The sequence below is a fragment of the Vibrio sp. Of14-4 genome, assembly GCF_022347625.1.
In the GTDB taxonomy this organism is placed as follows: domain Bacteria; phylum Pseudomonadota; class Gammaproteobacteria; order Enterobacterales; family Vibrionaceae; genus Vibrio; species Vibrio pristinus.
In genome coordinates, this window is sequence record NZ_JAKRGI010000005.1 from 152,016 (window position 1) to 165,080 (window position 13,065).

General features: G+C 41.0%; 8 protein-coding genes. 2 read left to right on the forward strand and 6 right to left on the reverse strand.

Going from position 1 to position 13,065, the window contains the following annotated elements; all coding sequences use genetic code 11:
- Positions 1 to 12: 12 nt before the first annotated feature.
- The 4 genes from MHN79_RS07265 to MHN79_RS07280 are packed head-to-tail and all read right to left on the reverse strand — an operon-like array spanning position 13 to position 6,508.
- Entirely contained in the window at positions 13 to 873 is an 861-nt protein-coding gene (locus tag MHN79_RS07265; RefSeq protein ID WP_239172321.1) for a hypothetical protein, read from the reverse strand.
- Positions 870 to 2,111 (reverse strand): hypothetical protein, encoded by a 1,242-nt coding sequence (locus MHN79_RS07270; protein ID WP_239172322.1) that lies wholly within the window; start codon positions 2,109 to 2,111, stop codon positions 870 to 872. Before MHN79_RS07270 ends, MHN79_RS07265 begins: the two co-directional genes overlap by 4 nt.
- The gene (locus MHN79_RS07275; protein ID WP_239172323.1) at positions 2,112 to 2,753 is read right to left on the reverse strand and encodes a hypothetical protein; all 642 of its coding nucleotides are present in this window, start codon (positions 2,751 to 2,753) and stop codon (positions 2,112 to 2,114) included. It abuts the gene before it with no gap.
- Positions 2,750 to 6,508, reverse strand: a complete 3,759-nt coding sequence (locus MHN79_RS07280; RefSeq protein WP_239172324.1) for an ATP-binding protein — start codon at positions 6,506 to 6,508, stop codon at positions 2,750 to 2,752. The genes MHN79_RS07275 and MHN79_RS07280 overlap by 4 nt, the downstream gene beginning before the upstream one ends.
- 284 nt (positions 6,509 to 6,792) lie before the next feature.
- Here MHN79_RS07280 and MHN79_RS07285 point away from each other — a divergent pair, with 284 nt between their 5' ends.
- Positions 6,793 to 7,668, forward strand: coding sequence for a WYL domain-containing protein (locus tag MHN79_RS07285; RefSeq protein ID WP_239172325.1), 876 nt, complete (start codon positions 6,793 to 6,795; stop codon positions 7,666 to 7,668).
- 381 nt (positions 7,669 to 8,049) lie between these two features.
- On the opposite strand, the gene MHN79_RS07290 is transcribed toward MHN79_RS07285, so the two are convergent.
- Complete coding sequence (locus tag MHN79_RS07290; protein ID WP_239172326.1) at positions 8,050 to 9,018, reverse strand: ABC transporter substrate binding protein; 969 nt, start codon at positions 9,016 to 9,018, stop codon at positions 8,050 to 8,052.
- Between the two features lie 127 nt (positions 9,019 to 9,145).
- Here MHN79_RS07290 and MHN79_RS07295 point away from each other — a divergent pair, with 127 nt between their 5' ends.
- Positions 9,146 to 11,080, forward strand: a complete 1,935-nt coding sequence (locus MHN79_RS07295) for an ATP-binding protein (protein ID WP_239172327.1) — start codon at positions 9,146 to 9,148, stop codon at positions 11,078 to 11,080.
- Positions 11,081 to 11,095: 15 nt separating this feature from the next.
- Here MHN79_RS07295 and MHN79_RS07300 read toward each other — a convergent pair whose 3' ends face one another.
- Positions 11,096 to 12,646 carry a DUF3369 domain-containing protein gene (locus tag MHN79_RS07300; RefSeq protein WP_239172328.1) on the reverse strand — a complete coding sequence of 517 codons (1,551 nt, stop codon included), beginning with the start codon at positions 12,644 to 12,646 and terminating at the stop codon, positions 11,096 to 11,098.
- Positions 12,647 to 13,065: the final 419 nt, after the last annotated feature.

Consider the following 13,065-nt stretch of genomic DNA (forward strand, 5'->3'; position numbering starts at 1 on the left):
TATGTGAAATGACTAACTAAGCTCACAGCTCACCAACTGGCACTGATTTTTAATCAAGTGCTCTTGCGTTATTGCCAATGTATTCTTCTCAATGAAAGTTAAATGCTCTCGTATCGATGCGCTGACATCTCTGCTCTTGAGCCTGTCAAGCTGCTCTAGTTGTTTCAAAAATTCATCGAGCTTATTGATACTTGGAAATAACTCCAGATTTAAAGCAGGGACAATCCAATAGTGCTTAGCATTGCTTAGCTGCTCAACCATATCCAAGCCTGCTGGATCGTAATCATAGAAAAAGCCTACTTCAACGGCATTGTTGTCAAAGCATTCAATCAGAGTAGGTAGGTCTTTTTGGTTTTTTCCGTGACCACGGTAAACGAGCACAGCGGATTGCCATTCATCTGGCAAAGAGAGTACAAGGTCTTTCCATCGAACCATTAGCTCGCCATTTTCGATAATAAGTACTCGGCTAAAACGCGGGAAATCTAGATCATCCAACTCGACAGAAGCTACATACCTAGCTTCTTTTGGTACATCTGGCTGGTTCTTTAAAGGGATATTCACATTACCAGCTAAGCTAATGAGCTGCTGAAACACACCACCTTTTGCAGACTTCTCGCTAATACCAGGGCGTGCAGTATCCATCCGAGAGTTGCTACTCTGTTGAAAGGTCAGAAGATTTTGTCCCAATGTTGAAGTAAAATACTTTTCAATTTCCCTCAATTCTGAACGGGATAAAAGAATTGAATTGCCACTAACAGCCCCGACTTCTACGAGCCTGCAAACTTCAGTATTGGACTTGTTGGCAGGAATCCTCTCCCTCGAATTAACAACAATCCTCTTAGCAGCATTAATTAGCGATAGAGATAGCGTCATTTAGCACCTCCGATTGTTTCAAAAACAATATCACTAATAATCACATTACCGTCATAAGGTAATACGACTTCTCTTTCTTCCTTAACTTGAACGATACTCTTCAAACCGACTTTTTGCGCACTAATGTAACCATCGACCAGTAAAAGCCAGTCCTCCAGTTCTATATCGAGATCAAACAGTGTATAGCTTTGCGCAGCAGATAGAGGGAGAATGTTAGGGTTGGATTTTATTGCCTCAAACATTAACTCTAGCGCTTCATCTACCTCGTTTAGTTCAAACTCTTCTTCATCTTCACGGACATCCGTAACTTCGATACTGTCTAAATCTGAAGCTTTGCCTTTTCTCCTCTCACAGCTAGCAAGAGCCCTTACAGCCAAATCAATTAAGTCATCAGCTTGAATGTCACTGTTAGTATTTCCGTAGGCTCGTACTTCTGTTTCCGAAACCTGAGACAAGCAGTCAGGCAAACATTCAATGGAATCTATAGATGGCGAAAAGGTTTTGTCATCTTGGAACTTAGCTGAAAAAACATCAATAATGCGATTAAGCTTGGAAGATTTCTTATCTCGCTGAAGCTTTGCCAACATATCGACCATTTTTTTGTTTGATACATTTAAGTCCTTCAATGCTATATCGATTTTAGATTTAAGTAGCTTCAAAAGAATTCGCTCAAGGTGAATGTCAGTTTGTACCCACTCCCTTAGCTTTTTCACACTTAAATGCTCGAAGATACTATTGATTCTACCGATCTCACGTTTGCATCGACCGATTTGGCGAATTTTGTCATCAACATCAGTGACCATGCTAAATTCATCAGCAACGATCCTATGAAAAGAAGATACGGTCTCAACTAAAGCGTCATTTATCTCGACTGTTATCTCTCGAATTTCATCTAAGTAGTGTTGTTTTTTATCGTCATTGAAGTCCTTAACTCGTCGGTAACTGTCAACGGCATAATCCAAGTTTTCAATCTGATTAGAAAACTCACCATGACGTTCTCTAAATCTATAACGACTAGTTACCCTATCCAGTAAACGTTTAACAGACGAATGAACTTGGACTCCATGCTCATCATCTAAGTGATATGCCAACTGATGTTTTGTAAGTGCTGCAATTGCAGCTTTATTGCTTTCTCTATGATGAAGTACTCCAGCTTGCTCATAGCAAGCCTCGTCTACTACCTCAGTATGAGTGCTTAAAGCTCGCACAGCTTCTTTTGACTCCACTTGTCGAGACATCTAAATCAACCCCATTTGAGTATCTAATTCATTTCCACCATCAGCTTCACTTTCCAGCATCCCTTCATTAATAGCGATAAACTCCAAAGTCTCATAAAGCAATGACCATTTCGCTGTAGCGATAAAGAGAGAACCAGTTGATGATGGAGATACAAAGTATCCTTCTTGGACAAGATAATCTAAGATCGACCTCAGCTTCGTTTTACTCTCTTTGCTTTTATGGGCTCTTTTAAGCTTGTGTGCAATATGATCAAGCTGATTTTGAAGTGAGTTACTTTCCTCTATTGCTGCGAGTAACTCTGACTCCGAAAGCTTGCCACCAGCCATGATAGGTCTGGAGTCTGAATCAATATTTCGGGCTAGTTTGAGCCAAGCGATTATTCCTTCCATCGTCTGCGAAAAAACTTCAAAGTCTTTGAGAACTTCGTTTTTCTTTCGAGTGTTATCGATGTTCTCGTATCCACAGTAAAAACCTAGGCCGTCTTGTGTTTCGACTGTTGTCATGCTTATTCGAGACAAGTATTGGTTCATGTCACTTCGATTTCTGGTATCGGATAAGTATGTGTACTCAATAGGAAATGCATATTCACATATCACTTTTTTACTCATGAGCATTCGGAAAACCGATTCAAACTTATTCATTCAACCACCTCCGTAGACTGATCTTGTTTCGACTCAGAAAGCAATGGATTGACTCTGCTTCTACGTCCACCAATAAATGATTTGACACCTACATTCTTTACGATGTGATTTTTAGTCGCGAAGTACTTATAAGTAGCTGGATGCAGATCTGGCTGAGCGGTGAACAAGCAAATACCTTTTTGAGCCATCATGTCGAATAAAATAGCCAGGTTAGAAATAGAGATTTTCCCTAATTCGTCAAGCGGCCAGTGAATGGCAACGTCTTCATCCTGACACAAGAATCGAGTCATCCCACAGAAAACAACGATAATAGCTAGTTTGGAAATCCCTTCGGAGCCAACCTTTTCTAAATCTTCATCACTTCGAACCACTGCTGGGCGTCCATTCTCAACAATCGTTATCTCCATCTCGACCAAAGACTCTAGGTTTTTAGATATCTGAGCCTCTTTAAATGAAGACAACAGTTGCTTGAAGGAAGCAAGAAACGCTTTGGAAGGTAGACCTCTTGAGGTTGCACCTGACCATCTATCCAATTCGACACTAAATAGATTAAGGTCTTTCCAAAGATCAAAAGTATGTATCTTGCTTGATAGTTTGATGTGTATGCTGTCGATAGCAGGGAAAGGATTGCCCGTTTCAATCGAGTTGTCCAAAGTGCTCGAAACTGAATCTACTTTACTATTCACCTGTTTAAGGGTTTGGTGATAGTTAGAAATCTGAGTCGATATTGAACGAAGTGTCTCAATTTTAACATCCCTAACATCTGGAATCACGTTAAGGACAAGCTCTTCAAGATCTCCCAAGCAAGCAAGGGAAAATTGAGGACTATCGTAGTTGATAGCATAGTCATAATTTTCTGAAAGCTTCGTCATGGTGGCAGAGCGCATCTGTTCCCACATCATCTTTATTTCATTGTTGTCGTCCAACCCTAAGATTGTGTTACTTACGTCTTTTACTTTACTAACGATTTCTTTCTTAAGAGTGTTAATCGCAGTGATTTTATCCGTCACTAGACTCACTGCGTGCTCAACATAATGAAATTCCGAATCTACAGAGACATCCTCTACGTTAGCTAAATCTGATTCATCGACCGCTTTTTCTAGACTGTTAGTACAAGTAGTAAGCTGCGCTATGGCCTCCTTGACTGTAATGAGATCTTCTTCATCTAATTTGATTGAAGACGATATTTCATCAATTCTTTTGTTTACCGACTTCTCATAGTCGTCTCTCTTCGCTTCACCTCCCTTGATTTGTCGATCTAAAACCAAAATTTCAAAATTGTAGCTATCAATATATTTCCATTCTGATTCTAGCCAAGTGTCATAGTCGTGAATTAAAGCTTGAAATGTTTTTATTTCCTCACATTGGCGTTCGAGAGATTCCCACTTCGACTTGGCTCTTTCGATACTGACTGGATCTACACCTTTACTCATCAAGGCTTGGTTGAACGCTAACTTGTAGTCACTAACTCTGTCTGAAGTTATCTTTTCTTTATTTTTGATCAGCTCATCAATAGCACTTTTTTTCGCGTCCTCTTCTGACAAGCGATAATCGAAGTTAGCTTTCACCTGAACACGCTCTTGTTGATGGCGCTGTTCTTCGTTTTCAAGTTTTTCTTTCAGCTCAGACTTGATGGTAAAAAGTTCAGACTCTAGTACGCTTTTCTGTTTCTTAACTTCAGATGTACGACTTTCAGCATCTCTTTCAAACTGGACTGTTATTTGATCTTTTAGGAGATTGAGCTTGCTCAGTTCCTCCTCAAAGACTTTTGTTCTTTGACTTTGAATTTTTATTTCTTTGTGAAGCTTATCTGCTTCTTGCTCATCACTTTTGGCCCTGCTCTTCGCTTTACCTTGCCGAACTTCTACTTCTGACTCCTTGATTTTTAGAGTCTCCAATCGCTCTGAAAGCTTCTCTTCACTCAGACAAAAATCAGGAAGTGCGATTGAATCCAGATCCAAATAGAGACCAAAAATCGACTCCGTAGCTTCTGGGTCGAAAAATGGTTTCAAGTTTTTCGCATTTAACAAACTAGGAGTGATTACTTTGCCTATATTGCCGCGCCAATCAGGCACTTTTTGATCTAGGTACTCGTTGAGCGATCCTTTTGCTGGCAATAATGCGCGACTAATAGAAACTATTTCATCTGAAATTTCTTTTAATTCGCTAGTACATGTGTGGTAAGTAGAAAGACTGTTCTCATGATTTTTCTCTGCCTGACGTAGTTGCTCATTCAAATGAATTACTGCATTGTGGGAAGTGTTAAGTTGTTCACGCTTACTCTCAAGATCACTTTCCAGACTACGTAATTCGCCTTTTTGTTCTGGTGTAAACTCTAAAGACTGCCCTTCTAGAATTGCAAGTCGGAATTGTTCTTGTCTTATCTTGTCAGACTGTTCATCGAACTCATCTTGCAACTTTTTCTTTTGAAGGTTGAGGTCACTCTGCATCGCCTCTAAACGGTCGTTTTTTTGCTCGAATATCTCTTCCTTAGTGTTAAGTATGTTATTGATCTCTTTTTGCTTACTGGAGCGGAAATTAGCACATTCGAGTTCCAATTCTCGTACCTGACTGTTAAACGTACTTTCTTCGGTTTCTACGTCTTCCAGTAAGTTGTCGTAATGTTTCCTTGCAGATTCTGCTTCCTTCAGCAAGTCACTCAAGCTATTGTAAAGCGTGATTTTTTCTAAAATATCATCCTCGTTCTCGTACTTGTCACGCTTATTGTAAATAGCATCAACTACTTTGGATTTCCTTTCAAACTCAGTCCGATGAATGCTTAACTCAGTATCAAGCTTTTGAAGCCTATCTTTCCTCTCACTGACTAGGGAGCCGTGCAACTCCTTCTGCGAACGAATTTTGTCAGACAACTGAATGTCATTTAGTGCCAGTTGACGCAGATAAGAAGCGATTTGAGCTCGATAGGAGTTTAGTTGCTTTATGTACTCATCAAGGCTGTCTTTACTTGCAACTGCTTCATCGAACTTGCTCTTTTTAGTGTCTAGTTGAACAAACACATCTAGGCTATTTGCTAGGTTGATATACTCTTTCTTGTATGGGACATCGTCCATCGATGTATTGTTCAAGAAACAGTCCACAATCATCGTCTTAAAACGACTCAACATTTTCTTGTGGCGCATCATTGTCGCCGTCAAAATGTCGATATGATTCATGTTATGGCTCGCAGAACACAACGAGTACTCATGGGCGATTGCAACTAAGTTTTTACCCGTACTACGTCTTTGGGCCAAACGCTTTTTATTGTTTAGAATTACTGAGCGGTAATCGACACTAGTTTCAATTTGCGAACTTACTGACATTGACTGAGACACAAGGTTTTTAAGCCATGTTCTAGCTTCACTTCCTTGCTTTATTAGCTCGTCGTACAAATGCTGAGAAAACAGTTGTTCAGCGGTTCCTGTCAAAAACCTATAAGCGACACTGGAGCCATTTCGATACATTACAGAACACTTTCTCTCACCAAGCTTTTCATATTCGAACACGATGACAGATTTTGGGGTGGGCAAGTAGTAATCAACAAAGGAAACTTTATCCGCTTGTCTATCCACCAGCTTACTCGGATCGGCTCCATAGAACGCTGGAAGTAAGCTTAACAAAGTGGATTTACCAGCTCCGTTATCACCCGTATTGTTGCTATGCCCGATAGCCTTGACCTTGAATAGTTTCCCAGGGATAAAGGAGTGGAAAAGTACGATCCCTAATAGTTTTGAGCTTTTTGTTTCAGATTTATTCATTTCTTTCATCACAGCGCGGTAGAGATATTCTCAACCCCTCGGTTAGTGAATGATCTACAACAAACTTACTGACTCGGCTGCCACTAAGTAAGTCCATTATTTGTGCTTCCAACTTCCACCAGAGTTAAGAGGCTGCGTTTAAGATAGAAATGCCTCAACACCCAAAAGAGCCAAGTGTGTCGTGTCTACTAGCGGTCAAAGAATCAACTAGTATCATATTACACTGGAATCAAATGATTCGTTAGAGTAAATTAGTACAGTTCATTTTGATAAGGGTAATCATTGTGCGTTGTGTCGAATCTCCACAAACCAAACGACTAAGGCTTATTGATTTCTATCTCTGCTTCTTTGGGAAAGTGAATCGCTCCGACCTTATTCAGCACGGTGATATTGCCGTTGCAACAGCAAGCCGCTCTTTTAATGCTTACAAAGAACGTTTTCCCAACAACACGGTTTTCAACGAAAGCCTGCGAGCATACATGAGGTCAGCATCGTTTAGCCCAGCTTTTGAGCATGACCCAGAAGCAGCTCTGAGGTTAATAGCATGGGGTCAGGAGCTTAACTCCATTCCAGTAACAACTTATGGTGTAAGCAGCTTTGCGACGGTGTTGGATTCACTATCTATTGATATCGTCTCTCAAGTCACAAGGTCGATTCTGAATAAGCACTGTATTTCTGTCCTGTATAGTTCCTCAACTAGCACCGAGACTAGAACCCTGACGCCTCATTCTCTATTCAAAGGACTTGGGGCTTGGCACATCCGTGCTTGGGACAGCAAAAGACGTAAATTCCTGTGCTTTAGAATCAGTCGAATTCTTAAGGCTCAGCAAACTGACAGCTCATACGACAAGACTATAAAGGACGATACTCTTTGGAACCGTGACGTTGTCCTAAGTGTTGCACCGCACTCTAAGCATGAAAATAGAAATGACTTAGCTATTGATCTAGGTATGGAGGGGCAATACGTGCGAAACATTACAACCAATGAAGCGTTAGCTGGTTACGTGCTCAATGACCTCCACGTAGACTGTACGCCTAATGCTTCGTTGCCGCCGCATGCCTTCAACTTGCAGTTGATGAATAGACACGAGCTAGAGCATGTTGACTCTATTCGAGCCCTAGTACCTGGATTTATACAGAACAAAGATGATAAAGCTTGAGGTAAGTGAGCCCTGAGCATATTGAGTTGCTTAAAAAAACAAGCGGCTGATTCATTACGAACTCGCGGCTCGTAAAGTGCGGTTCGGGTTTTACGAACTGAACAATCACTCTAAATGAGAGAGTTCTATTGAAGAGAGAGTTTTCAACTTAGTTAACTAAACCTGATGGCTTCATTTGCCATTAAGCGGTGGGAGTTTGCAACTTGGTTATTTTTGAGAAGTATTCCAGATGTCTGATTTAGAAAGCTAGCTAGTTTCCATCTTAGTTATCTGTGATCATTTAGTGATCAAAATCGAACCAATTGGTTCGACTCATACTACGAAAAAAGGTCTAGCTTTCAGCTAGACCTTTGTCCTCTTCGGAGCAGTACAAGGTTTTTGTTAGTTCATCACACTCCAATGCGATGGTGGCGTTAGGCCCCAGCGCTGCATCTCTTTCTCAGAGTAAATCGCCCGACCTTTTTCACCTATTGCAATAGGAAGACTATTGGCATCTTTCCCTGCTAAGATTTCATTCACAAGACCCGCGGCTTGCTTGCCTTGGCTTTCTCCGAACAAAACCACGCCTCCACTAGCTTTACCCTCACCAACCGCAAAGTCCCAGAATGCAAACAGTGGGGTTTTGGAGTTCTTGTTCGTCCAAGCTAATATTTCAGGAGCGTGAACACTATTACCACCCTTATCAACTAGAGTGTGGTACAGGCCGACAATAATCACCGAAACGCCATCGTCTTTTGCACTGCTTACCTTCTTCTGCCACTCTTCTTTGGTTCCTATCAGAAGTAGTTCTGCCTCAACTTTTAGGTTTCTCTTTATTAGCTCATATTGCTTTTTAATATTCTTAGTCGCTTCCTGAGAGGTGGCTCCTGAGTCAAACATAACTCTAAACTTATGATTTTTCTTCGGCAGCATTTGACTAATATCACGAATACTCTTTACAAATAACGGAGTCTCCAGTACGCCTGTGACTTGGGCTTGGCCTTTATATTTTCTCAACAGTTCACGAGGGTTGGAATTGATGCCTAAGAATACTATCGAAATCGGCTCTTGATACAGCTTGGGCAACATGTATTTTAGCGCATTATCATCACCTAGAATGACAACATTTGGCTTTAGTTCTTTATAATATTCGAACGCTTCATTAGCTTTCACCTCAAATTGTTCGACAGGGATTCGTTTTGTATCCATCTGAAAGCTATGCAGCTCCGCTGAGGACGACATAGTGTCCTTGATACCTTTTGTGTAGCTGACATCCCATGGATATTCAGCATGATAGCTTTCTATTAATAAAACTTTTTCTGCTTGTGCACCGCCTGTTAACATGAGCAAGCAAAGTATAAATGCTCTCATAAGCGCCTCCGGAAAATGTTAAACACTTATTGAGTTTAGATTGATGCCTGTATTTGCGAAATTATATTCTTGATAAAAACCGATAACTGCAAGCTATACTCAATTGAAAACACCATCTTTGAGTATTATGAGCCGAAGCAAAAAAGTTGATGAGAGTATTAACAACCCCTTTCAAAGCCGTATAGGACGGCGCATCATATTGTTGATGGTGACACTCAGTAGTTTTGTCACTTTATTCACCACAATATTGCAGCTTTCTTGGGACTACAAAAAAGAATTTAATGATGTCGAGCAGCGACACATAGAAATACGTGATGTCCATGCTGGGCTGCTAGCATCGTCATTATGGTCATTCGACTTAGCTGTATTGCAGGAAAGACTGGATGGTCTTGTTAATTTGCCCAAAATTGATTATTTGGAAGTTAAATCGGGAAACTACACCTTTAATTCAGGAAAACAAGCAACGGATAATGTTGTACAAGAGACATTTTCCTTGACCTATCGAGACCCAGAAGACGGGCATTCTGAAGAAATCGGTACTATCTATGTCGAGTCAAATGCACAAGAAATATACGACTACCTTCTTCACCAATTTATATCAACCCTAGTACTTAATGCCCTTAAAACCACTCTCGTCTGTTCAATTATGCTGTTAATCTTTCACGCAAGTGTGAACAGACGAATATTTCAAATCGCGCAGTATCTTCGCGCTTTCAATCCTAGGCACCCAAGCAAGCCGCTTGTTTTAACCAAAAAGCGTTGGATATCAGAAAAAGATGATGAGCTGGACTGGCTAGGAGAAGGGGCAAACAAGATCAGCAGTAACATTACACTGCTTTATAACAACATTAAAGAAGAGCAGGATAGGCTCGCCGACTTTACCAATGTATCTTCGGACTGGCTATGGGAAACAAACGAGCTTGGACAGCTCACCTACTGCTCAGATGCAATGAAAGAAGCCTTGTCTCTTGTCGCAGTGCATGGAGTCTGCTTAGCTGACGTAGAAGCCCTAAAAGGGGCTGACCAACTACATCAAGCAATAGCGCGACGCAACGACTTTAACCAAATCGAAGAAAGTATTACCTTAAATAGTATTACTCTGCACCTACTCTTCCAAGCAACTGCTCGATATGAAAAGAGTAAGTTTCTGGGCTTTCGAGGCACTGCTATAAATATAACAGAGCTAAAGCTTACTCAAATTGAGCTAGAAGAGCTCAATCAAAACTTAGAGCGCATGGTTGCTTCAAGGACACTCGATCTCAAACAAAGTATGGAGCAATTGCAGGATGCTCAAGATAAACTCGTAGAGTCAGAAAAGCTCGCAGCTTTAGGTGGGTTGGTAGCTGGGGTAGCACATGAGGTTAATACCCCATTGGGTATTGCGGTAACAGCCACTTCTGTTATTCGAGATGTGACTAGTGAGCTTAATGCTGCGTTTGCGTCACAAACCTTAACAAGCACCCAATTTGAATCTTTAATGAAGCGCATGTCAGACAGCAGCCAAATGCTTGAGCACAACTTAAACCGAGCAGCCCAATTGGTCAGAGATTTTAAACAAACAGCTGTCGATCAGGTTTCCGAAGCTCGTTCTCAATTTAATGTTTCACAAGTTATTGAAGCTCTACTCGCAAGCCTTCATCCAGAGACTCGGAAAGTACCTGTCAGCCCGATCCTAGAGGGAGACAAGGCTATCGTCATGAATAGCCTGCCTGGCGTATTAACACAAATCATTTCAAACCTAGTAATGAACAGCATTAATCATGCTTTCGAAAGCCAGCCTAAAGCAGAAATCTCTATCAAATTTTACCAAGAAGAAGAAATGATTATCTTTGAATACCGCGATAATGGGGGCGGTGTAGAAGAAGCACTACACCAGAAAATATTTGAACCTTTCTATACCAGCAAAAGAGGATTGGGCGGCTCCGGCCTTGGCTTGAACCTAGTGTTTAACTTAGTTCACCAAAAACTCAAGGGAGAGCTGGAGTTCAGCTCTGAAGTGGGAAATGGTGTATTTTTCAAACTAAAAGTACCCCTAAATTTACCCCTAGAGGTAACGAGCTAATTCAAGGAAAAACTCTTAATCCGGAAGAGACTTCCTTATCTCTAAGAACTCATCCCAATGCTTAATAAGGAGTTCAACCAACTTGGGTTCAAACTGTTTACCCTTCTGAGCAACGAGCTCCAGCATGATTTGTTCGTCTGTCCATGGTTCTTTGTAACTGCGTTTAGACCCTAGGGCGTCAAACACATCAGCTAATGCCGTAATGCGTCCGGCGACGGGAATATCGAGTCCAGACAGGCCATTAGGATAACCAGTTCCATCCCACTTTTCATGGTGGTATCCTGCAATCTCTTTTGCAACCGTCATCAATCTACGTTTTGATTTACTTAGAATATCTACCCCATAATCAACATGCTTTTTCATAATCTCCCACTCCTCTGCATCTAGCTTGCCAGGTTTGTGGAGGATGGAATCAGGTACCGCGACTTTACCAACGTCGTGAAGCGGAGAGGCATGCTTTATCATAGAGGCGTCATATTCACTAAGACCATATAACAAAGCAAGTTTTTCGCTAAATAAAGACACCCGCTGGACGTGAGCACCGGTTTCTTTACTTCTTGCTTCTACCGCATTAGCAAGATTATAAACCAGCTCCTTAGAGGTTTCGCGAATGTCTAACATCAGGCTCAAGTTTTCGAAAGTTAAGCCTATATTCTGCATATAGATTTCAAGAAGCTGCATATCAAGTTCTGTCAGCTCACGATTGACATTCACATAGAGTATACAGTCTACCCCTTGCTCATCGTGTGAAAACAAAACATAAGCATCACCAAAGTTCTCCGATTGTCGTGACTCAAACACTTGCTTACATCGCGTTGCTACTTCGGTCGGGAGCTTCTCAAAGGTGCATTCACTGTACGTATCTACAAAGGAACCTGTCGCAGCCAGAGTCATAGCACGGGACTCTTCTCCATCCGGCCTTGGCTGGACAATACAGTAAAGCGCAGAGTTATCCAGCTTGAGTAGTGAAGTCAATTGTTCGAGAACTGAGGTGGCATAGGTTTGCAGGGTCGTGGTATTTTGCACACATGCTGACGCTTCGATGACTTTACTCAAACCTTTCTTTTGCTGCTCAATTAAACACAGATCCCGGTAAGAGCGTAACATTGAGTAAAGCAAGGTCTTGAGCTTTTGAGTTGTAAGTTCTGTCTTTTCTTTGTAGTCATCGATGTCGTATTCTCGGATGACTTTATCTTCTGGCGCTTGCCCTGCTTGACCTGTTCTTAACACAAGCCTCACTAAACTATTTTCTAAGGTTTCACGAACATACTTAACCAAATCTAGCCCCGCATGTTCTGTTTCCATTACCACATCGACTAAGGCCAATGCAATATTGTCGTGCTGGGTAAATAACTCTCTCGCTTCATCACCTGAATAGGCAGAAATCACCTCAAGCTTGCGCCCCTCAAATTCAAAATCGGATAATGCAAGCATAGTTACCTGATGCATTTGTTCATCATCATCAATAAGAAGAACCTTCCATGGAAGCAGGGCCTGTTCTGCTCGTTTATTAGCATCATCCGCTTCTGGCTGCTCTGACTGTCGGTGGTCCGCAAACAATTCCATCTATCCAGTTACCCCCAATCACACTTCTCTACTTTTAGGTTTAGCACAAACTGGCAAAAAAACCGAAAAATACGCTTATCTCAGTCACTATCTAAAACAGGTGTTTTGTCTAGAAAATATTAATATTTCAGGATTAGATACAAAAGGTTACAGTTATATAAGAGAAAGTTAATATTAGTAGCATGTAAAGAATAATTTTGTCGCTTTCGAATAACATGTGTTTTTTGTCCTATACATAAATTCACGGCTATTAATTGTCTAACAACGATGTTACCCGATCCAAAAATAAGACTTTTATATAGTCTAGGCGACATAATGTCATGATTGAGTTAAAACTATACACTAAAGGCTTCATCGAAATTTAATATCTGATATGTTGATTATTTATCTCATAAATAAGAGTCATAATTTTTATAGAA

Coding starts and splice junctions, on each gene's coding strand:
- MHN79_RS07275 (WP_239172323.1), bottom strand. CDS start 2,753: ATGAATAAGTTTGAATCGGTTTTCCGAATGCTCATGAGTAAAAAAGTG.
- MHN79_RS07295 (WP_239172327.1), top strand. CDS start 9,146: ATGAGCCGAAGCAAAAAAGTTGATGAGAGTATTAACAACCCCTTTCAA.
- MHN79_RS07270 (WP_239172322.1), bottom strand. CDS start 2,111: ATGTCTCGACAAGTGGAGTCAAAAGAAGCTGTGCGAGCTTTAAGCACT.
- MHN79_RS07300 (WP_239172328.1), bottom strand. CDS start 12,646: ATGGAATTGTTTGCGGACCACCGACAGTCAGAGCAGCCAGAAGCGGAT.
- MHN79_RS07280 (WP_239172324.1), bottom strand. CDS start 6,508: ATGAATAAATCTGAAACAAAAAGCTCAAAACTATTAGGGATCGTACTT.
- MHN79_RS07265 (WP_239172321.1), bottom strand. CDS start 873: ATGACGCTATCTCTATCGCTAATTAATGCTGCTAAGAGGATTGTTGTT.
- MHN79_RS07290 (WP_239172326.1), bottom strand. CDS start 9,018: ATGAGAGCATTTATACTTTGCTTGCTCATGTTAACAGGCGGTGCACAA.